The organism is Pseudomonas sp. LAP_36, assembly GCF_019456785.1.
Taxonomy (GTDB): Bacteria; Pseudomonadota; Gammaproteobacteria; order Pseudomonadales; family Pseudomonadaceae; genus Aquipseudomonas; species Aquipseudomonas tritici.
Genome location: NZ_JAHZMS010000003.1, coordinates 409,752 through 429,739, shown reverse-complemented (window position 1 = coordinate 429,739; position 19,988 = coordinate 409,752). Strand labels below are relative to the sequence as shown.

Sequence of the window (19,988 nt, the reverse complement as noted above, 5' to 3'; positions counted from 1 at the left end):
GCTGCTGCAAAGCCAGCCGCGAAGCCAGCTGCTAAAACCGCTGCTGCAAAGCCAGCCGCGAAGCCAGTTGCTAAAACCGCTGCTGCAAAGCCGGCCGCGAAGCCAGCTGCTAAAACCGCTGCTGCAAAACCAGCCGCCAAGCCAGTTGCCAAAACCGCTGCTGCAAAACCAGCCGCCAAGCCAGCTGCAAAACCGGCTGCTGCAAAACCGGCCGCGAAGCCAGCTGCTAAAACCGCTGCTGCAAAACCAGCCGCGAAGCCAGCCGCCAAACCTGCTGCTGCAAAACCAGCCGCTAAGCCAACTGCCAAACCTGCAGCCAAGCCAGCCGTTGCCAAACCAGCTGCCGCAAAACCAGCACCGGCCAAGCCAGCAACATCTGCTGCTGCCCCGGCCGCGTCGAGCGCTCCAACTGCACCGGCCACCAACACGCCTGCCCCGGTAGCGCCAAGCACCACCCCAACCAGCGCTTCCTAAGTGCTGGTGACCACGACGCGCAGCTGCTGCAGCGCGTCGTGGTCAAGGTTGGCGGCATCCTCGGCCGCCAGTCCTTCCAGCCACTGTTGATGACCCATCGCCTCATCCGTCGGCCACATTCGCGCCAGCGTTTCCAGGCGCGCGAGCAATTGTCGTTCGGCCTCCAGCTCCAGGGCTTTGACCCGTTCACGTAACCCCGCCAAATCCTCGTCCTGCTGCGCCATCGCACGCCATTGCATGCGCACCCGTCGTAACGGCTCAATCACGTGCGCCTGCCAAGGTTCGGCGATCTGTTTCAGCGCCTGGATGCGTTCGGCCGTCACGGCCACAGCGCGCTGTTCCAGCCACGCGCCACAGAGCAATAGGCACACATCCGCCCCTTGCTCCTGTAAACGCAGGCAAGCAGCTTCGACGCCCGGGCGGGCGTAAGTCGAGAGGGCAAAGCTCCATAGGTCAGCGCACATATTCACACCCAAGCCAGCGGGCAACGAAGCTGGTAGACTCCGCCGCCATTATGATCCGACTTCAAAGCCTAACATTACAGCGTGGCCCGCAACGTCTTCTCGAAGACGCCGAGCTGACCCTGCACGCCGGTCACAAAGCCGGCTTGATCGGTGCCAATGGCGCCGGCAAATCCACGTTGTTCGCCCTGTTGCTGGGCGAGCTGACCCCAGATTCCGGGGACTGCTTGCTGCCGGCCGACTGGCGCATCGCCCACATGCGCCAGGAGATCGACACCCTGGACCGCATCGCGATCGACTACGTGCTCGATGGCGACCTGCGCCTGCGCCAGGTGCAACACGACCTCGCCGAGGCCGAGAAAGCCCAGGACGGCGCCGCCCAGGCGCGCCTGCACTCGGAACTCGACAGTGCCGACGGCTACACCGCCGACGCCCGCGCCCGCAAAATGCTCGCCGGCCTTGGTTTCACCAACGAACAGATGGACCGCCCGGTCGCTGACTTCTCCGGTGGCTGGCGCATGCGCCTGAACCTGGCCCAGGCGCTGATGTGCCCCTCGGACCTGTTGCTGCTCGATGAACCGACCAACCACTTGGACCTTGATGCGATCTTGTGGCTGGAAGACTTCCTCAAGAATTACCAGGGCACGTTGCTGCTGATTTCCCACGACCGCGATTTCCTCGACGCCGTGGTCGACAACATCGCCCACGTCGAACAGAAGAAAATCACCCTGTACCGTGGCGGCTATACCGCATTCGAGCGCGCCCGCGCCGAACGCCTGGCCCAGCAACAACAGGCGTTCGAGAAGCAGCAGGCGCAGCGTGCGCACATGGAAAGCTACATCGCCCGGTTCAAGGCCCAGGCCACCAAGGCCCGCCAGGCCCAGAGCCGGATCAAGGCCCTGGAGCGCATGGAAGAGCTGTCGGCGGCCCATGTCGATTCGCCGTTCGACTTTGTGTTCCGCGAGTCGGTGAAGATATCCAGCCCGTTGCTGGATCTTTCAGATGCTCGCCTGGGTTATGGCGACAAAACCATCCTGGAAAAAGTGAAGCTGCAGCTCACGCCAGGTGCGCGCATCGGTTTGCTCGGCCCTAACGGTGCGGGCAAGTCGACGCTGATCAAGAACCTCTCGGGTGAGCTTGAGCCCCTGGCCGGTCGCTTGACCCGTGGCGAGAACACGGTGGTGGGCTACTTCGCCCAGCATCAGCTGGATTCCCTGGACTCCAAAGCCAGCCCGTTGCTGCACTTGCAGCGTCTGGCGCCGACCGAGCGCGAACAGACCCTGCGCGACTTCCTGGGTGGTTTCGACTTCCGGGGTGCGCGCATCGACGAGCCGGTGCTGAATTTTTCCGGCGGCGAAAAAGCCCGACTGGCCCTGGCGTTGATCGCCTGGGATCGTCCGAACCTGCTGCTGCTCGACGAACCGACCAACCACCTGGACCTGGAAATGCGCCTGGCGCTGACCATGGCCCTGCAGGAGTTCAGCGGTGCGGTACTGGTGGTGTCTCACGATCGTCACTTGCTCAAGAGCACCACCGACAACTTCCTGCTGGTGGCCGATGGCAAAGTCGAAGAGTTTGACGGCGACCTGGATGATTACGCGCGCTGGCTGACGGATTACCGCCTGCGCAACGCGCCGGTCAGCAATACGCCCGTCAACCCGGACAAGACCGACAAGAAAGCCCAGCGTCAGGCCGCCGCTGCACTGCGTCAGCAGTTGGCGCCGCACAAGCGTGAAGCCGACAAGCTGGAAGCCGAGCTGGGCAAGGTGCACGAGCGTCTGGCCAAGATCGAAACCAGCCTGGGCGACAGCGCCGTTTACGAGGCCGCCCGCAAGGACGAGCTGCGTGACCTGCTGGCTGAACAGGCCAAACTCAAGGTGCGCGAAGGGCAGTTGGAGGAAACCTGGATGGAAGCTCTCGAGCTGCTGGAAACCCTGCAAGCGGAGCTGGAGGCGCTGTCCTGATGGAAGCGTTGCATCTGCCGTTACCGGCGCAATGGGTCGAGCCCGTATGGATCGGCGTGCAAATCCTGCTGATCCTGCTGGCCGGCTACCTGGCCCAGCGTTTTGTGGCCAAAGGCCTGACTCGCCTGGGTGAGCGCTACCCGTTCCCCCCGCAACTGCTGATGCCGCTGCGCGGTGGTTTGCGCTGGTTGATCATGGGCAGTGCGCTGATCTTTGTGCTGGGCCGCCTGGGTGTCTCTGCCACCGTATTGTGGACGGCGCTTTCCGGGTTTGTCGCGGTCGCCGCCGTGGCGTTCTTTGCCATGTGGTCGGTGCTGTCCAACCTGCTGTGCGCCATTCTGATCTTCACCGTCGGGCCGTTTCGCCTGGGTGATATTGTCGAGCTGGTGGATACCGTCGACAAACCGGGCGTGAAGGGCCGGGTCGTGGCGATCAATCTGCTCTACACCACACTGGTTGAAGTGGCGGAAGCCGGCACCGACAGCGCGATGGTGCAAGTGCCTAACAGCCTGTTCTTCCAGCGCTCGGTGCGCCGTTGGCCGGGTACCCACGTGTTTCCGGGCGACCGCTAGCGTTCACATCTTGTAAAAATCTATAGCCATCCGTTGGTCGGCGGAGTTAGCTTAAGGCACAACAGCTAACTCCCCCCTGAGGTGTGTAATGGCACTCGACACGTGGCTGGCCTTTTTCCTGGCCAGTTGGATCATCTCCCTTTCCCCTGGCGCTGGCGCCATCGCCTCGATGTCCAGCGGCCTGCAATACGGTTTCCTGCGCGGTTACTGGAACGCCATTGGCCTGCAACTGGGCCTGGCGATGCAGATTGCCGTCGTTGCTTGCGGCCTGGGTGCCATTCTGGCGACGTCGTCCACGGCCTTCTATGTGATCAAATGGTTTGGCGTGGCGTACCTGGTGTACCTGGCCATCAAGCAATGGCGCGCGTTGCCCATGGACATGACCGACGACGCGGCCGTGCGCCCGATCGGCAAACCGATGGCGATGATGTTCCGAGGCTTTCTGGTCAATGCCAGCAACCCTAAGGCCCTGGTGTTCATGCTGGCGGTGCTGCCGCAGTTTGTGAACCCACAAGCGCCGTTGCTGATCCAGTACCTGATCCTAGGTGCGACGATGATTTGCGTCGATATGGTGGTGATGGCGGGGTATACGGGGCTGGCGTCGAAAGTGTTGCGTTTGTTGCGCACGCCTAAGCAGCAGAAGCGTATGAACCGTACGTTTGCCGGGTTGTTTGTGGGCGCTGCGGGCTTTCTGGCCAGTCTGCATCGCGCAACGGCTTGAACTGAAGAAACCAGATCAAAAATGTGGGAGCTGGCTTGTCGGGTCGCCGCACCGCTGCGATAGCATCACCTCGGTGTATCAGTTACACCGAGGTGCTCGCATCGCAGCGGTGCGGCGACCCGACAAGCCAGCTCCCACATTGGTTTTGTGTTGCTTGTGAAATCGGGTTTCAGCGCAGTATCTTCGGCGCTTCATCCCTCGGCAGGTTGTTACGCAACACCGGCTGGCCAGGCTCTTGATACCCGCCACCCAATTGCTCCGCCAACTGCCGCGCCACATCTTCCCCCAGCGCTTTCGACACTTCTTTCACTACCCGCGGCCGATTCAGGCTCACACGCACATCGCGGCTGCTCACCAGCTTGGTGTCCTGGCCTTCACCCATGGCGGTAAACGCCGAGGTGATCTCGTAGGTACGGGTGTTGATCAGGCTGAAGTCCGCCACCAGCGTCAGGCCCAATACCGCCGAGTAGCTGTTGGTGTGGTCCAGGGCGTTGATGTCCTGGGTGAAGTCGATGTCTGACAGCGTGCCGAACAGCACATAGTCAGCTCCCTTGAAGTGGCCGGCCTTGATGCGCTTGATCACATCGTAGACGTCACCCTTGGCATCGGCGGTGTAGGGCGTGCCCTGCACCAGCTGGAACTGGCGGGACTTGAGGATCTCGCCCTTGATGTCACCGCTGAATTTACGCAGCTCGGTCTGTTCGATGTAGCTGGTACGGCTTTCGTACTCGCTGTAATTCGATGCGCCGCTGGCGTGGTAAGCGCTGGCCTGGAAGTTATTGCTCGCCGACACCTGGTGAATGTATTCCTCGACCCGCGCCTCGTAGGCCAGGTCGGTCACCGCGATCTTCGGGGCGGCCGAGGCGCCGAAGGCGCACAGCAGGCCGATCATGCCGATCCATGCACGCATTGCTTAGCGCTCCGTGGTCTTGCGGATTTCTTTTTCGTCCATCCATTCGGCCAGGCCGCTCTCGACGTCGATCAGTTGCAGGCTGAACTTGTAGAACACGTCCTTGTAGTCTGAGCTGCGCTTGACGATGGAGCTGATGGAGCCTTCCAGGCGGTACTTGGCGGCGACCATGTTGCCGGTCTTGCTGACGGTGGACTTCTTGTACAGGCCGCTCTGGTTCTGCAGCTTGAGCTGGTCAACCTGGCTTTGCATGTCGGTGTTGTCGCTGGCAAAGCGCGCGGTGCCGGTCTTCATCAACTGGGTCTTGATCGACGTGGTGATCTCGCGGGTATCGATGTACTCGCTGGTCTTATTCTTCACGTCGTACACCTGCACCACCGGGCGGCCTTGCAGGATGCCGGACTGGGCCAGGGAGCGGGTCATGCTTTCGGCGATCATCTGCAGGTCGGTGGAGCCGAACTCGTTGGTCACCAGTTCTACGGCCTTGGTATCGCCGTAGCTGATGTTTTTACCGCCCAGTACCGGCGAAGTGTTAGAGCAACCGCTGGCCAATACGGCAACTACGGCGAGGATCGAGAAGCGTGCAAACATGGGGAAATCTCTCAGTAGCAAAAAGGGTGAACGGCTCAAGGCGTTTTCACTTCAAGGCGGAAGTCCGCCGCCTGGGGCAGGTTGGCGATGGCCGGCAGAAAGGTCGCCTGGTTGGCGTACAGGTTCAGCACCTTCCAGGTTTCTTCATCGCCCACCGGGAAGCCATCGGCGCCCAGCCAGGCAAAGCGGTAATACATCATCTGGTTGCTGCTGGTGATGTTGCTCAACTGCACCTTGGCGGTGAGAAAGCCGTTCTCGCGGGCAACACGAATGGCACCGACCGCGATGCCCTTGAACTTGCCCATCACTACGATTTTGCTCGCGGCGCTGCCGGGCTCCGGCGGCGGCGGGGTGGCGCAACCGGCAAGCAGGACCAGCGCCAGGGCGCCAGGGATGAAATGACGCATAGCGTGCTCCTTAAGGTTGTTTGAGGGCGATGGCCTGGGTGGCCGTGCTCGGCACCACATGGGCGGCCAGGCCGCCCGCGAACACTTGGTTACCAACCACGCGCAGGGTGATCACTTGATAGCGCTGATCAGCCTTGACCGTTACCAGCGTGCCGCCCAGGGCATTGGGCAGGCTGACCTGGTGTTCGCCGTGCTTGAGGCGCAGGCGGGTCACCTGGGTCATGTCCGGCAGGGTGCGCCAGGTGCGGGTGTCGGCGCCTTCGGTGACGGCTGAGGCGATACCCAGCACCAGGCCCGCCATCGGGTTGGTCTTGTTCAGGTTGTTTTGCGCCACGCCACGGGTGACCGCACGCACGGTGGTGCGCAGGATAATCCCAGGCATGTCATCACGCAGTGCGCGGCGGGACATGGCCGTAGTGCTGTTGAGTATGGTGAGGTTCTGTTGCTGGCCGTCGACGCCGATCTGGGCGAAGGTCGCGGTGGACGTATCCGCCTTGATCACCGGGAACGACAGCGGTGTGATCACCAGGTTGCCATTGATCGGAATCGGCAGCGGCAGGCGAATCGAATCGCGAGCCGGTGCCAGGCCACTCTGGACCACGATCAGCACGTCGGTTTCATTGGCGCCGACCTTGGATTTATCCAGGTTCAACAGCGCCTGTTCCAGCAACGGTGTATTGGGGCGCAACTCGGCGGCCTTGCGGTAACCGGGGGCTGCCAGGTCTTTTTCGCCCAAGGCTTCGTAGACGAAACCGGCCAGGTAATGACTGAACGCACTCTGGTAGCTGTTTTTCAGACCGACCACTTCCGGCGCATCCAGGGCTTCCACCGGGTAGCCGCGCAAGTCTTTCATCTGGGTGGTCACGCCCTCACGCTGGGCTTCGTTCTCGCGCTTGAGGTATTCCTTGTCCCGCAGGTCGGCGATCACCGCTTCGCGTTCATGGGTCTTCTTGATTTCGGTGCGCGCGCCGTCGAAGTCGTTCAGGGCCAGGAGGTTCAGGGCCATCTGCGTGGTCAGCATGACCTTTTCGTAGTCATAGCCTTCGTAGCGCCGCACTTTGTCGTTGGCAACGAAACTGCCGAACTGGGCGAGATACCTTGCGCTGTCGAACTTGACCGAATCCTCCCACTTGGCGACTTGCAGGTCGGCGCTGCGCCAGGCGGTCTGGCTGCCGGTCATGTCGCCCTTGGCCCGCAGCAACTCGCCCTTTTCGAAGAAATAGAGCAGGTCTTTGTCGTCGCCGGTGTTGTTCTTTTCCAGCAGGGTCAGCGCGGCGTCGACATTGCCGGTGGCCAATTGCTGGTTGGTGGCTTGCAGTTCGGTGTCGTAGTTGCGGAACATCGAACAGCCGGACAGCAAGGTGACCGCCGCAAGCGCGAGCGAAGGTAAGGCGCGAAATGCCATGCAAACTTCTTCCCTGAAAGTATCAACCGATGTGGTAATTCCTCATAAAAACGAGGAACAAAATTCCCTTTCGCACTAACAGGGCGCGGCATTATAGGCACCATTACTGGCAAAACAATGGCTATTTGATCCGGTGAAATCGGCTGGAGTGCCACCATCCCGCATCTAAAACGCTCCGCCCCCACAAACGACAAATCACTTACGCCTTGAGTCAAACCCGTAAAGCCCTAACAATATGTTACTTCGTATTTCCATTTGAGATTCGTTCATGACTGCCCCCTTCCGTTTTCTCGCCTGGCTGATAGTGCCGGCGTTGATGTCGTGCAGCTTCAACCTGTTGGCCGCGACTGCCGAGGGCGCCCCACAAGCCCTGCATTTGCTGGACTACATTGGTGCTGACTATCCTCCGACGGTGGAGGCGGGCAAGGTTATCGATGAACCCGAATACCGCGAACAGCTGGAGTTTCTCGGGGTGTTGCAGGGCCTAGTGGCAGAGTTGCCACAGCGCCCGGAACGCGTGGCGTTGGTCAAAGGTGTTGATGAACTGTTAGCGGCTGTAACCGCTCATCAGGACGGCCCGACAGTCGCCCGCCAGGCCCGGCAATTGGGGGCTCAACTGGCGGTGGCCTATGAAGTCAGCCAGGCACCGGCGATCACGCCTGACCCAACCCGCGGCGCGCCGCTTTACGCCCAACACTGCTCGGTCTGCCACGGCACAGCGGGCGCCGGTGATGGGCCGGCCAGTGTTGGCATGACGCCGCCGCCCGCTAATCTGCGTGACGCCGTGCGCCTGGATCGCCTGAGTCTCTACGCGATCTACAACACGCTGGGCCTGGGTGTGGAAGGCACTGACATGCCGTCTTTTGCCGACCAACTGGACGATCGCCAACGCTGGGACCTGGCCACTTACATCGCCGGCTTCACCGCCGACCCGGCCGCCGCCAAAAGCGAGCAGCCGTTCAATCTCGCTGACCTTGCTCGCCAGACCCCCAATGAAGTGCTGGCCGCCAATGGCCCGGCTGCCGCCGCGACGTTCCGCGCCCAGCGTGCGCAACCGCCGCAGGTCAAGCGTGGCCCGGCGCAACTGCTTGAATACACCGCTACGACCCTGGACAAGAGCCTGGCCGCGTTCCGCAGCGGTGATCACGAACAGGCCTACGATCTCTCGGTAGCCGCGTACCTGGAGGGCTTTGAACTGGTAGAAAGCTCCCTGGACAACGTCGACGCCAACGTGCGCAAAGACACCGAGAAGGCGCTGATGGCCTACCGGCAGTCGTTGCAGGACGGTTTGCCGGTCGAGCAGGTGCAACAGCGTCTGGACGTGGCCAAGGGCAAACTCACCGAGTCCGCCGGCTTGCTGGGCAGCGACGGCCTGAGCTGGTCATTGAGCTACATCTCCGGTTTGTTGATCCTGTTGCGTGAAGGCCTGGAAGCGATCCTGGTGCTGGCCGCGATCCTCGCGTTCCTGCGTAACACCGGCCAGCAGTCGGCGGTGCGCAGCGTCAACGTAGGTTGGGGCTTGGCGCTGTTGGCGGGTTTGGCGACCTGGGCGTTGGCCGCGTACGTGATTGACGTGAGCGGCGCCCAGCGCGAATTGCTTGAGGGCTGCACGGCGCTGTTCGCCAGCGTGATGGTGCTGTGGCTCGGCGTGTGGATGCATGACCGTCGCCACGCTGCGGCTTGGCAGGATTACATCAAGAGCAGCCTGGTGGGCGGTGGCGGGCGTTTTGGCTTTGCGATGCTGGCGTTCTTCTCGGTGTACCGCGAGCTGTTCGAGGTGATCCTGTTCTACGAAACCCTGTGGCTGCAAGCCGGCCCGGCCGGGCACAACGCGGTGCTGGCGGGTGGCGCCACGGCGCTGGTGCTGCTGGTGGGCCTGGCGTGGGTGATCCTGCGGGGTTCGGCGAAGCTGCCGTTGGCGTTGTTCTTCGGAATCAACGCGGCGCTGTTGTGTGCACTGTCGGTGGTGTTTGCGGGGCACGGCGTGAAGGCGTTGCAGGAAGCCGGGATCTTCGGCACGCGGCCGGTGGCATTCTTTGACTTTGATTGGCTGGGGATTCACGCCGATGCCTACTCGCTGAGTGCGCAGGCAGTAGCGATCCTGGCGATTGTGGTGCTGTATGGCCGCAGTCGAATCGCGGAGAAGCGCCGGGTGGCGGCATAACATGCGCGTGTGGATCGATGCCGACGCCTGCCCTCGGGCGGCCAAGGACCAAGTGGTGAAGTTCGCCCTCAAGCGCCAGTTCGAAGTGGTGCTGGTGGCCGGTCAGAGCCAGATCAAGCCGAGCTTTGCCTGTGTGAAGCTAATTGTGGTGCCCAGTGGCCCGGATGCGGCGGATGACTACCTGGTAGAGCACGCAGAGCCCGGTGAACTGGTGATCTGCAGCGATGTGCCGCTGGCTGACCGCTTGGTGAAAAAGGGGGTCACGGCCCTCGATCCACGAGGCAAGGAGTTCAGCCCGGCCAACATGAGTGAGCGCCTGGCAGTGCGCAACCTGTTCACCGATCTGCGCGAGCAGGGCCAGATGGGCGGCGGTCCACCGCCCCATGGCGAGAAGGACAAGCAGGCGTTTGCCAATGCCCTGGACCGAATCCTCACCCGGTTGATGCGCCAAGCCTGAGCTGTGTAGTGAGCGGGCTTGTCGAATCGTCGCACCGCCCGCGCTGGGCTGCGTAGCAGCCCCAATAAAGACACCGCAGAGTTCCAGATAAAACCAGGTCGTCTGGTTTGGGGCGGCTTCGCCACCCAGCGCGGGGCAAGCCCGCTCACTACATTAAGTGTTTGGCAAGCGGGTCAGTCGTTTTCGTGGGTCAACTCCAGCACCCGATCCACCAGCTTGTTGATCCCCGAAGCGACCTCGCTGATGTTCTTGCCGAGCATATAGGCCGGGGTGCTCACCAGCTTGCGCGCCTGGTCTTCGACGATATCTTCCACCGCGCACTCCTGGTGGGTGGCGCCCATCTTGTCCAGCGCGGCGGCGGTGTCGGCACAGTTGCCAATGGTGCAGGTCACGCCAGGACCGTAGATTTTCGCCGCCAGGGCCGGGGAGATGCAGATCAGTCCCACGGGCTTGCCCGATTCGGCAAAGGCCTCGGCCAGCTCCAGAACCTGCGGGTTGACGCTGCAGCCGGCGCCTTCCACGGCAAAGTTCGACAGGTTCTTCGCCGCACCAAACCCGCCGGGCACGATCAGCGCATCGAAGTCTTCGGCATTGGCTTCGCGGATGTCTTTCACGTCCCCCCGGGCGATCCGCGCCGACTCCACCAGCACATTGCGTGACTCGGGCATCGTTTCGCCGGTGAGGTGGTTGATCACGTGCAGTTGCGCGATGTCCGGGGCAAAGCATTGGACCTGAGCGCCGCGCTGGTCCAGGCGCAGCAGCGTGATCACGCTTTCTTGGATCTCTGCGCCGTCGTACACGCCACAGCCGGAAAGGATCACTGCTATCTTTTTGCTCATGGGCATTTCTCCTGGGTTCTTGGCGTTAAATGTCTACTAATTTGTCATCTGTTGCCAATGGGATCTCGCGCCGCTGCACCTAATCTGATGTAACAAAAATAGACCGGACCAGACCATGGACTTCGTGCCTTACGCGGTACCGTTTTTCATCGCCCTGATTGTGGTGGAGCTGCTCGCCGATCATTGGCGCGGCCAGCGTAACTACCGGGTGGCGGACGCCATCAACAGCCTCAGCACCGGTGTGCTGTCTACCACCACGGGGCTGCTGACCAAGGGCGTGGGGCTGTTGACCTATGCGTTCGCCCTCAAGCACCTCGCGGTGATCGAGCTGTCGGCCCACAGCGTCTGGACCTGGGTGTTCGCCTTTGTGTTCTACGACTTCTGCTACTACTGGCTGCATCGCATGGGGCACGAACGCAACATCTTGTGGGCCGCGCACTCGGTGCATCACCAGAGCGAGGACTACAACCTCAGCACTGCCCTGCGCCAGACCAGCACCGGTTTCCTGCTGAGCTGGATCTTCTACCTGCCGCTGGCCGTACTCGGCGTGCCGTTGGTGGTGTTTATCAGCGTGGCGTCCCTTAACTTGCTGTATCAATTCTGGGTGCACACCCGGCATGTGCCCAAACTCGGCTGGTTCGAATGGTTTTTCGTCACGCCATCCAATCATCGGGCCCACCATGCACAGAACGCTCTCTACATGGATCGCAACTACGGCGGGGTGTTCATTATTTGGGACCGCCTGTTCGGCTCCTTTCAGGAAGAAGACGACAACGAGCCGGTTATTTTCGGCGTGACCACGCCGTTGTCCAGCTGGAACCCGCTGTGGGCTAACCTGCAGTTTTATGCACAGCTGTGGAGTGATGCGCGGCGCACAGAGCGCTGGTGGGACAAGCTGCGCATCTGGTTCATGCGCACCGGCTGGCGCCCGGCGGACGTGAAGGCTAAGTACCCGCTGGCGAAACATGACTTGAGCCTGTTCCGTAAGTTCGAGGTAGCGCTGGATGTGCGCCAACAGGTCTACATCGCCCTGCAGTTCGCGGCGTATGTGAGCTTTGGTAGCTATTTGATGAATTTCGGCGAAGGCTTGCCCACGGCGGCGCTGATCCTGGGTTGGAGTGCCATGGCGTTGGGGCTGTTTACATTGGGTGTGGCTTTGGAGAACCGCCCATGGGCGTTCAAGGCCGAGCTTTCACGGCTGGTGCTGAATGTGCCGCTGGTATGGCTGGCGCCTTTGGTCGGTCTGTGGCCGGCCAGCAACCTGGGCTGGCTGGGCCTGCTCAGTTACAGCCTGCTCAGCGTGATTGGCCTCTACTGCTGCAGCAGCCGGTTTACTCGACTGGTGTCTTAGGCGCTTCAACCCGTGCAGGCTCGGCGGCAAGCCGGGCCTTTTCATCGGCACAGGCCTGACGAGCGATACGGGCGTTCTTGAAGCGGCGGCGCAGCCAGAGGCCAAAGCCCAGCAGCAGCAACGCGCCCAATACCCATAACTCATATTTCTTCACGCTACCGAGCATGCCTTCCAGCACGGCGCCGAAATGGTAAGCCGCTGCGCCCAACGCGGCCGCCCAGATCGCGGCACCAATACCGTTGAGGATGAGGTAGCGCAGCGGTGGGTAGCCGGAAAGACCAATCGCCACTGGCATGACCGTGCGCAGCCCGTAGACGAAGCGAAAGCTCAATACCCAGATATCCGGGTGCTTGCGGATATGCTCCAGGGCTTTGTCGCCCATCAATTGCCAGCGCGGCTTGCGCGCCAACAGCTTGCGGCCGTGCTTGCGGCCCATGTAATACCAAAGCTGGTCGCCGGCGTAGCTACCGAAAAAGGCAACCACCACCACCAGGTTGATATCCATGTACCCACGGAACGCCAGGAAGCCTGCGAGAACAAGAATGGTCTCGCCTTCAAAGAAGGTGCCTAGGAAGAGGGCAAAGTAGCCGAAGTCATGCAGAAATTGTTGAAGCATGGTCTGGGTGCTGGCGAAATGAACGCGCAGCCTACGCCTTCACGAAGATTCATGAAAGTATCGAGATGTGTCACGAAGTGAACAATTCCTACGTAAATCGCGAATGCGACTACAGGTCGCATCGTTAAGCACAACTGTCATACCTTCGTCATAATGGCCGCTTATAACTGCAACGCTCGCCCGTGAACCCGGGCTCAGGAGTCTGTCGTGAGCTTTACCCCTGCCAATCGCCTGTTTCCCGCCACTCGTCTGCGTCGCAATCGTCGTGATGATTTTTCTCGTCGTCTGGTGCGTGAAAATGTACTGACGACCGACGATCTGATCCTGCCGGTGTTTGTGCTGGACGGTGAAAATCGTCGGGAAGCGGTGGCTTCGATGCCAGGTGTGGAACGCCTGAGCATTGATCTGCTGCTTGAAGAAGCCGCGGGCTGGGTTGAGTTGGGGATTCCCGCGCTGGCGCTGTTCCCGGTCACGCCTCCTGAACTCAAGTCCCTGGACGCTGCCGAAGCCTGGAACCCGGAAGGGATCGCGCAGCGTGCCACGCGTGCGCTGCGCGAGCGTTTCCCGGAGCTGGGGGTGATCACTGACGTGGCGTTGGACCCGTTCACCACCCACGGCCAGGATGGCATTCTTGACCGGGACGGCTATGTTGAAAATGACGTCACCGTGGATGCCCTGGTCAAGCAAGCCCTGTCCCACGCAGCAGCCGGTGCCCAGGTGGTTGCACCGTCGGACATGATGGACGGCCGCATCCAGGCGATCCGCGAATCCCTGGAGCTGGCTGGCCACGTCAACGTGCGGATCATGGCCTATTCGGCCAAGTACGCCAGCGCCTATTACGGCCCGTTCCGCGATGCGGTGGGCTCGGCGCTTAACCTGGGCAAGGCCAACAAGGCTTCGTACCAGATGGACCCGGCCAACAGCCATGAAGCCCTGCACGAAGTGGCGGCCGACTTGGCCGAAGGCGCTGACATGGTGATGGTCAAGCCGGGGATGCCCTACTTGGACATCCTTTATCGGGTCAAAGAAGAATTCAAGGTGCCGACCTTTGTGTATCAGGTCAGTGGCGAATACGCCATGCACATGGCAGCAATACAGAATGGATGGCTGAGTGAAGGGGTGATCCTTGAATCCCTTACAGCCTTTAAACGCGCCGGGGCTGATGGCATTCTGACCTACTTCGCCGCCCGCGCCGCCCAATTGCTTAGAGAGCAACAATAGCCCTCACAGGAACACTCGATGAATACCGAAGGACTCACAGAAGTTGCCGTAAAAGACGCTCACCCGGTGGTTGAACAAGTCACCGAAACGCCGCCGGAGCACGAGCCCGCCGTGCCTGTCGTGGTGGCTGAGCCGCCCGCGCCGGTCCCGGTGGTCGCTGTGACCAACCTGGATGACAGCAGCCTGTACATCCACCGCGAGCTGTCACAACTGCAATTCAACATCCGCGTGCTGGAACAGGCGCTGGATGAGTCCTATCCGTTGCTGGAGCGGCTGAAGTTCCTGTTGATCTTCTCCAGCAACCTGGACGAGTTCTTCGAGATCCGCGTCGCCGGCCTCAAGAAACAAATCACCTTTGCCCGCGAACAAGCCGGCGCCGATGGCCTGCAGCCGCATCAGGCACTGGCGCGCATCAGCGAACTGGTACACGGCCATGTGGACCGCCAATACGCGATCCTCAACGACATTCTGTTGCCGGAACTGGAAAAACATCAGGTCCGCTTCATCCGTCGCCGTCACTGGACTACCAAGATCAAAACCTGGGTGCGCCGTTATTTCCGTGACGAGATTTCGCCGATCATCACCCCGATCGGACTCGACCCGACGCACCCGTTCCCGTTGCTGGTGAACAAGAGCCTCAACTTTATTGTCGAGCTGGAAGGTATCGACGCCTTCGGTCGTGACTCAGGCCTTGCGATCATCCCGGCACCGCGTCTGTTGCCACGGATCATTAAGGTACCGGAAGAGGTGGGGGGCGCTGGCGATAACTATGTATTCCTGTCGTCGATGATCCATGCGCACGCCGATGACCTGTTCCAGGGCATGAAGGTGAAGGGCTGCTACCAATTCCGCCTGACCCGTAACGCCGACCTGGCGCTGGACTCCGAAGACGTCGAAGACTTGGCCCGTGCCCTGCGCGGCGAGCTGTTCTCGCGGCGCTACGGCGATGCGGTGCGCCTGGAAGTGGCCGACACCTGCCCTAAACACCTGTCGGACTACTTGCTGAAGCAGTTCAACCTGGCCGAATCCGAGTTGTACCAGGTCAATGGCCCGGTGAACTTGACACGCCTGTTCAGCATCACCGGCCTGGACAGCCATCCGGAACTGCAATACACCCCGTTCACGCCGCAGATCCCGAAATTGCTGCAAAACAGCGAGAATATCTTCAGCGTGGTGAGCAAGCAGGACATCCTGCTGCTGCATCCGTTCGAGTCCTTCACGCCAGTGGTCGACCTGCTGCGACAAGCCGCCAAAGACCCACACGTGTTGGCCGTGCGCCAGACCCTGTACCGTTCCGGCGCCAACTCGGAAATCGTCGACGCCCTGGTCGACGCCGCGCGTAACGGCAAGGAAGTCACGGCGGTGATCGAGTTGCGTGCGCGGTTCGACGAAGAGTCCAACCTGCAATTGGCCAGTCGCCTGCAAGCAGCCGGCGCGGTGGTGATCTACGGTGTGGTCGGCTTCAAGACCCACGCCAAGATGATGCTGATCCTGCGCCGCGAAGCCGGTGAGATCGTGCGCTACGCACACTTGGGCACTGGTAACTACCACGCCGGTAACGCCAAGCTCTACACCGACTACAGCCTGCTGACGTCCGACGATGCCTTGTGTGAAGACGTCGGCAAGTTGTTCAGCCAGTTGATCGGCATGGGCAAGACCTTGCGCATGAAGAAGCTGCTGCACGCGCCGTTCACCCTCAAGAAGGGCATGCTCGACATGATTGCCCGCGAAACCCAGTTCGCCCTCGACGGCAAACCGGCGCACATCATTGCCAAGTTCAACTCGCTGACCGATCCGAAGATCATTCGCGCGCTGTACAAGGCCAGCCAGTCCGGCGTGCGCATCGATCTGGTGGTGCGCGGCATGTGCTGCCTGCGTCCTGGCATTGTCGGGGTTTCGCACAACATTCACGTGCGCTCGATCATCGGCCGCTTCCTGGAGCACACGCGGGTCTTCTACTTCCTCAACGGTGGCGAAGAACAGATGTTCCTCTCCAGTGCCGACTGGATGGAGCGCAACCTCGATAAGCGTGTGGAAACATGCTTCCCGGTGGAAGGCAAGAAGCTGATCATGCGGGTCAAGAAGGAGCTGGAAAGCTACCTCACCGACAACACCCACAGCTGGAGCCTGCAGTCGGACGGCCGCTATATTCGCAACACGCCGACCGGCAACCAGAACCCGCGCAGTGCGCAGGCGACGTTGCTGGAGAAGTTGGGTAGCCCGATCCTGTCGGTGAACTGAAGCCGACACAAACCAAATGTGGGAGCGGGCTTGCTCGCGAATGCGGTAGATCAGTCAGTACATCTAGTGACTGACACTCCGCATTCGCGAGCAAGCCCGCTCCCACATTTGCTTTTGCAGTGTTCTTTGGGCCGGGTTAACGCAGGTTCAGGCTGAACCCCACCCGCGTCAGCCACTCCGCTTCCTGGGCGAAATCCGCCTGGGTCAGCTGATTCTCATCCAGCCAACCTTTCGGGAACACTACGTCCAGGCTGTCGCCGTCGGCGCGCAGGGTCACTTGGGGCATTTCCTGGGTGCCACGGATATGGTGGAACAGGATTGCAAAGCGCAGCAGCACGCACAGGCGAATCAGCTTGATGCCCTCGTCGCCGAACTCAGCAAATTTATCCTTGGGGATGTTACGGCGATGGCCACGCACCAGCAGGGCGAGCATTTGCTGGTCTTCGCGTGAGAAACCGGCCAGGTCCGAGTGCTCGATCAGGTAGGCGCCGTGCTTGTGGTAATGGTAGTGGGCGATATCCAGCCCCACTTCATGCACCTTGGCAGCCCAGCCCAACAGCTCGCGCCATACGCCGTCTTCCAGGTCCCAGTCCTCGGCCACCTGGTCGAAGGCGTGCAGGGCTTTACGCTCCACACGGGCGGCTTGTTCCAGGTCGACGTGGTAACGCTCCATCAACGAGGTGAGCGTGCGCTCCCGCACGTCCTCGTGGTGGTGTCGGCCCAGCAGGTCGTAGAGCACACCTTCGCGCAGGGCACCGTCGCAGTGGTCCATGCGTTGCAGCTCGAGGGCGTCGAAGATCGCTTCGAGAATCGCCAGGCCGGCCGGGAAGATAGTACGACGGTCGGGCTTGATGCCGTCGAAGTCGATTTTCTCGGCGTCCCCCAGCTTGAACAGTTTGCGCTTGAGCCACGCCAGGCCTTCGGCGTTGACCTCGCCGGTGCCGTGGCCGCCGGCTTTCAGGGCCAGGCCGATGGCGCGGATGGTGCCGGATGAACCGATGGCCTCATCCCAGGTCAGGCGGTGCAGGGCGTGCTCGATGCTCATGATCTCCAGTCGCGCCGCCGTGTAGGCCTGGGCATAGCGCGCCGGGGTGATCTTGCCATCCTTGAAATAACGCTGGGTGTAGCTGACGCAGCCCATCTGCAGGCTTTCGCGCAGTAGCGGTTCAAAGCGCTGGCCAATGATGAATTCGGTACTGCCACCGCCGATGTCGGCGACCAGGCGTTTGCCGGGCGTATCGGCCAGGGTGTGGGACACGCCGAGGTAGATCAGGCGCGCTTCTTCACGGCCAGAGATGACTTCGACGGGATGCCCAAGGATCTCCTCGGCGCGGCGGATGAATTCGCCACGGTTGCGGGCTTCGCGCAGGGCGTTGGTGCCGACGATTCGCACGGCACCCAGGGGCATGCCGTTGATCAATTGTGCAAACCGCTTGAGGCAATCGAGCCCGCGCTGCATGGATTCTTCGTTGAGTTGGCGCTCATCGTCGATTCCGGCAGCCAGTTGCACTTTTTCGCCGAGCCGTTCAAGGATGCGGATTTCGCCGTTCTGGGCCTTGGCCACGACCATGTGAAAGCTGTTGGAGCCCAGGTCGATGGCGGCGATCAGGGACAGATTCTTGGCTTGGGATTGCGGCATGGTTAGGGGGTCTCGGTCGATAACCCAGCCATCGTGCCACGATCGACCTTTGGTGCCAACGCGTACGGCTTCGGTAATTTTCCTTTGACTGTCTGTAAGGAATTCTTGTGGGGAATGTAGGGCGGTTTTCTAGGCCCGCAGCGAATGATGTTTCATTTTTGTAGGCGTAATTAAGCGTTTGTTGTTTTCAGGCTGTTTATGATTTTGCCTACACTGAGTTGGATATTCACTAGTTGGTTTTGTACTTAAGCTTACTCGACGATGAATTCTGGCCCACTTTCTCTATCTACACCTCCCACGAAGAGTGGCGTGTTCTCTCATTCTTTATTCGGGGGGTAAAGCGACAGACTGTCACTCGGCAATTTCGCCGTGGTGTTATTTATGTGTGGTCATATGTTAAAGGATGAAGAGAGGGGTAAAGGATACCCGCCCATCGTAAACGCACCTGCCCACTATAGATGACAGGATAAACATGAAAAAAATGCTTGGTTTGACAGTCAGTACTCTGTGTCTGGTCGCGAGTATCGGCGCTCATGCAACAACGGCTGCTGAACTGATTGTACGAGGGACGATCAAGCCGTTGGCTTGCAACCTCAGCCTCGCCGGTGGCGGCATCGTGGATTACGGAATAATTCCCTCCGGAAGTCTGTCCGCCACTAACTTCAATCCTCTAACAGAGAAACCTGTCGCCTTGTCCGTCAGTTGCGGCAAGACGCCAGCCCAGTTCGGCCTGGCGCTGACTGACCTGCAATCGGGCAGCAAGGTGACCGGGATTCTCGGTTCCGGGTTCACCGAGGCGCAGAACTTCGGGCTTGGCCTTGCCAACGGCAAGCGTACGGGTGGCTACTCCGTGACTCTGACGAATCTACGCTCGTCCACCGGGGCCCTGAGCCCTCTCGTGCGTGTTGGTACCACAGGTTCCTGGCAGCGCAGTGACGGCAAAGTCGCGCAAAAGCCGAGTCAATATTCGTGGGGCAACGGCTCCAGCCTGCAACCCGCATCCATCACCCAACTTACGGGCACTCTGGCTGTGAAAGCCGTTATCAACCGCACGCAAGATCTGGACCTGACCCGCGATACGACACTGGACGGCCGCGCCACTCTGGAATTGAGTTACATCTAAATACGTTATTAACGGCCGACCTTAATGCACAGGCAGTGACGCGTCTCTGTTAAGTGTCGGCTGTTTTTGCGTGGGTGTTCGTTAATTGTTGGCTTTATGGCTGTGAGGAAACTCAGTGAAGGCTCTTTCAATAATAGTGATGGCGTTTCTACGGTATATAAGCGTGTGCCTTTGCTTGTGTGGTATGGCAGTAGCTGACGGGATGCAACCCGAGACAACAGTTGTGATTTTGAATGAAGAGGACGGTGAAGCGACACTTAATATAAAAAACACTGATCCTGGCGCGGCGTTATTGCATTCGGTCATACAAAACATACCAGAAGATTTGGAATCCTTATTGATCGTTACGCCGCCCATTACTCGGGTCGAGTCGGGCGACACTCAACTTGTACGCTTCATCATGACCGCGAAGGCACCGCTCAAGACCCAGCGCCTGAAGCGAGTCTCCTTTGAAGGTATCCCCCAGGCTCGCACGCCCGGCGGTGCGACCATTGGTATCACCCTGCGCCAGAACCTGCCGTTGATCCTGCATCCCAAAGGCCTGCCCAAGCACGATGCGCCGTGGCAGTTGCTCACCTGGAAGCGCGAAGGTGACCAGATAAAGGCTTATAACAACAGCGCTTACGTTGTGCGGATGGCACTCGAAGTCCAACTGCATCCGCTGGCGCGTCTGGGAAAGTTACCGCGTACCTACATTCTGCCGGGTGAAGTGCTCACAGTCGTGACGGACGACTCAGTGGCGGGAGTGGTCGCGGTGGAGATTCAACCGGCCACGGTCTACGGGTTTACGGTGGACAGCTACCGCGCACCCGTTACGGCAGATGCGGACTGA

General features: G+C 60.5%; 19 protein-coding genes. 11 read left to right on the top strand and 8 right to left on the bottom strand.

The features are described from left to right. The coding region (locus tag JBO08_RS28165) for a hypothetical protein (RefSeq protein ID WP_258407216.1) at positions 1–474 on the top strand (474 nt) is incomplete at its 5' end. Here the strand turns inward: JBO08_RS28165 and JBO08_RS13090 are convergent. Next, on the bottom strand, positions 471–938 hold the full coding sequence (locus JBO08_RS13090) for a TIGR02444 family protein (RefSeq protein WP_065875433.1): 468 nt from the start codon (positions 936–938) through the stop codon (positions 471–473). The genes JBO08_RS28165 and JBO08_RS13090 overlap by 4 nt on opposite strands. A 50-nt stretch (positions 939–988) precedes the next feature. On the opposite strand from JBO08_RS13090, the gene JBO08_RS13085 reads away from it, so the two are divergent. The 3 genes from JBO08_RS13085 to JBO08_RS13075 all read left to right on the top strand — a co-directional run bounded on the left by JBO08_RS13085 (position 989) and on the right by JBO08_RS13075 (position 4,192). Then, entirely contained in the window at positions 989–2,899 is a 1,911-nt protein-coding gene (locus JBO08_RS13085; RefSeq protein WP_065875432.1) for an ATP-binding cassette domain-containing protein, read from the top strand. Next, a complete protein-coding gene (locus tag JBO08_RS13080) occupies positions 2,899–3,471 on the top strand; it encodes a mechanosensitive ion channel family protein (protein ID WP_065875431.1) in 573 nt (190 codons plus the stop codon). The genes JBO08_RS13085 and JBO08_RS13080 overlap by 1 nt, the downstream gene beginning before the upstream one ends. Before the next feature lie 88 nt (positions 3,472–3,559). Beyond that, positions 3,560–4,192 carry a LysE family transporter gene (locus JBO08_RS13075; protein WP_015886481.1) on the top strand — a complete coding sequence of 211 codons (633 nt, stop codon included), beginning with the start codon at positions 3,560–3,562 and terminating at the stop codon, positions 4,190–4,192. A 169-nt stretch (positions 4,193–4,361) separates the two neighbouring features. Here JBO08_RS13075 and JBO08_RS13070 read toward each other — a convergent pair whose 3' ends face one another. From JBO08_RS13070 to JBO08_RS13055, 4 genes are read right to left on the bottom strand one after another with little or no spacing between them, the layout of a single operon-like run. Beyond that, positions 4,362–5,102 carry a penicillin-binding protein activator LpoB gene (locus tag JBO08_RS13070; protein ID WP_065875430.1) on the bottom strand — a complete coding sequence of 247 codons (741 nt, stop codon included), beginning with the start codon at positions 5,100–5,102 and terminating at the stop codon, positions 4,362–4,364. A 3-nt stretch (positions 5,103–5,105) separates the two neighbouring features. Next, positions 5,106–5,693: a penicillin-binding protein activator LpoB gene (gene lpoB / locus JBO08_RS13065; RefSeq protein WP_049710984.1), complete on the bottom strand. Its 588-nt coding sequence runs from the start codon at positions 5,691–5,693 to the stop codon at positions 5,106–5,108. A gap of 35 nt (positions 5,694–5,728) precedes the next feature. Continuing rightward, positions 5,729–6,100, bottom strand: a complete 372-nt coding sequence (locus tag JBO08_RS13060) for a YcfL family protein (RefSeq protein WP_065875429.1) — start codon at positions 6,098–6,100, stop codon at positions 5,729–5,731. Between the two features lie 10 nt (positions 6,101–6,110). Further along, on the bottom strand, positions 6,111–7,505 hold the full coding sequence (locus tag JBO08_RS13055; RefSeq protein ID WP_065875428.1) for a COG3014 family protein: 1,395 nt from the start codon (positions 7,503–7,505) through the stop codon (positions 6,111–6,113). 268 nt (positions 7,506–7,773) lie between these two features. Here JBO08_RS13055 and JBO08_RS13050 point away from each other — a divergent pair, with 268 nt between their 5' ends. Together JBO08_RS13050 and JBO08_RS13045 are read left to right on the top strand one after the other, a co-directional pair. Beyond that, the gene (locus JBO08_RS13050) at positions 7,774–9,669 is read left to right on the top strand and encodes an FTR1 family protein (protein ID WP_065875427.1); all 1,896 of its coding nucleotides are present in this window, start codon (positions 7,774–7,776) and stop codon (positions 9,667–9,669) included. A gap of 1 nt (position 9,670) precedes the next feature. Then, complete coding sequence (locus tag JBO08_RS13045; protein WP_065875426.1) at positions 9,671–10,126, top strand: YaiI/YqxD family protein; 456 nt, start codon at positions 9,671–9,673, stop codon at positions 10,124–10,126. 173 nt (positions 10,127–10,299) lie between these two features. On the opposite strand, the gene elbB is transcribed toward JBO08_RS13045, so the two are convergent. Next, complete coding sequence (elbB, locus tag JBO08_RS13040) at positions 10,300–10,965, bottom strand: isoprenoid biosynthesis glyoxalase ElbB (protein ID WP_065875425.1); 666 nt, start codon at positions 10,963–10,965, stop codon at positions 10,300–10,302. A gap of 115 nt (positions 10,966–11,080) precedes the next feature. On the opposite strand from elbB, the gene JBO08_RS13035 reads away from it, so the two are divergent. Beyond that, on the top strand, positions 11,081–12,316 hold the full coding sequence (locus JBO08_RS13035) for a sterol desaturase family protein (RefSeq protein WP_065875424.1): 1,236 nt from the start codon (positions 11,081–11,083) through the stop codon (positions 12,314–12,316). Here the strand turns inward: JBO08_RS13035 and JBO08_RS13030 are convergent. Continuing rightward, complete coding sequence (locus JBO08_RS13030) at positions 12,297–12,932, bottom strand: DedA family protein (protein WP_065875423.1); 636 nt, start codon at positions 12,930–12,932, stop codon at positions 12,297–12,299. The genes JBO08_RS13035 and JBO08_RS13030 overlap by 20 nt on opposite strands. Positions 12,933–13,139: 207 nt before the next feature. Here JBO08_RS13030 and hemB point away from each other — a divergent pair, with 207 nt between their 5' ends. Further along, positions 13,140–14,153, top strand: a complete 1,014-nt coding sequence (gene hemB / locus JBO08_RS13025) for a porphobilinogen synthase (RefSeq protein WP_065875422.1) — start codon at positions 13,140–13,142, stop codon at positions 14,151–14,153. Positions 14,154–14,171: 18 nt separating this feature from the next. After that, complete coding sequence (gene ppk1, locus JBO08_RS13020) at positions 14,172–16,394, top strand: polyphosphate kinase 1 (RefSeq protein WP_065875421.1); 2,223 nt, start codon at positions 14,172–14,174, stop codon at positions 16,392–16,394. Between the two features lie 136 nt (positions 16,395–16,530). On the opposite strand, the gene ppx is transcribed toward ppk1, so the two are convergent. Beyond that, positions 16,531–18,033 (bottom strand): exopolyphosphatase, encoded by a 1,503-nt coding sequence (ppx, locus tag JBO08_RS13015; RefSeq protein WP_028618414.1) that lies wholly within the window; start codon positions 18,031–18,033, stop codon positions 16,531–16,533. A gap of 472 nt (positions 18,034–18,505) precedes the next feature. Between ppx and JBO08_RS13010 the strand changes: the two genes are divergently transcribed. After that, positions 18,506–19,156, top strand: coding sequence for a DUF1120 domain-containing protein (locus JBO08_RS13010; protein WP_065874455.1), 651 nt, complete (start codon positions 18,506–18,508; stop codon positions 19,154–19,156). A 139-nt stretch (positions 19,157–19,295) separates the two neighbouring features. Further along, positions 19,296–19,988, top strand: coding sequence for a fimbria/pilus chaperone family protein (locus JBO08_RS13005; protein ID WP_083207167.1), 693 nt, complete (start codon positions 19,296–19,298; stop codon positions 19,986–19,988).

Bases quoted from the DNA above. Each gene is read 5' to 3' on its own strand.
- JBO08_RS13090 (WP_065875433.1), bottom strand. From the start codon at position 938: ATGTGCGCTGACCTATGGAGCTTTGCCCTCTCGACTTACGCCCGCCCG.
- JBO08_RS13085 (WP_065875432.1), top strand. From the start codon at position 989: ATGATCCGACTTCAAAGCCTAACATTACAGCGTGGCCCGCAACGTCTT.
- JBO08_RS13080 (WP_065875431.1), top strand. From the start codon at position 2,899: ATGGAAGCGTTGCATCTGCCGTTACCGGCGCAATGGGTCGAGCCCGTA.
- JBO08_RS13075 (WP_015886481.1), top strand. From the start codon at position 3,560: ATGGCACTCGACACGTGGCTGGCCTTTTTCCTGGCCAGTTGGATCATC.
- JBO08_RS13070 (WP_065875430.1), bottom strand. From the start codon at position 5,102: ATGCGTGCATGGATCGGCATGATCGGCCTGCTGTGCGCCTTCGGCGCC.
- lpoB (WP_049710984.1), bottom strand. From the start codon at position 5,693: ATGTTTGCACGCTTCTCGATCCTCGCCGTAGTTGCCGTATTGGCCAGC.
- JBO08_RS13060 (WP_065875429.1), bottom strand. From the start codon at position 6,100: ATGCGTCATTTCATCCCTGGCGCCCTGGCGCTGGTCCTGCTTGCCGGT.
- JBO08_RS13055 (WP_065875428.1), bottom strand. From the start codon at position 7,505: ATGGCATTTCGCGCCTTACCTTCGCTCGCGCTTGCGGCGGTCACCTTG.
- JBO08_RS13050 (WP_065875427.1), top strand. From the start codon at position 7,774: ATGACTGCCCCCTTCCGTTTTCTCGCCTGGCTGATAGTGCCGGCGTTG.
- JBO08_RS13045 (WP_065875426.1), top strand. From the start codon at position 9,671: ATGCGCGTGTGGATCGATGCCGACGCCTGCCCTCGGGCGGCCAAGGAC.
- elbB (WP_065875425.1), bottom strand. From the start codon at position 10,965: ATGAGCAAAAAGATAGCAGTGATCCTTTCCGGCTGTGGCGTGTACGAC.
- JBO08_RS13035 (WP_065875424.1), top strand. From the start codon at position 11,081: ATGGACTTCGTGCCTTACGCGGTACCGTTTTTCATCGCCCTGATTGTG.
- JBO08_RS13030 (WP_065875423.1), bottom strand. From the start codon at position 12,932: ATGCTTCAACAATTTCTGCATGACTTCGGCTACTTTGCCCTCTTCCTA.
- ppk1 (WP_065875421.1), top strand. From the start codon at position 14,172: ATGAATACCGAAGGACTCACAGAAGTTGCCGTAAAAGACGCTCACCCG.
- ppx (WP_028618414.1), bottom strand. From the start codon at position 18,033: ATGCCGCAATCCCAAGCCAAGAATCTGTCCCTGATCGCCGCCATCGAC.
- JBO08_RS13010 (WP_065874455.1), top strand. From the start codon at position 18,506: ATGAAAAAAATGCTTGGTTTGACAGTCAGTACTCTGTGTCTGGTCGCG.
- JBO08_RS13005 (WP_083207167.1), top strand. From the start codon at position 19,296: ATGGCGTTTCTACGGTATATAAGCGTGTGCCTTTGCTTGTGTGGTATG.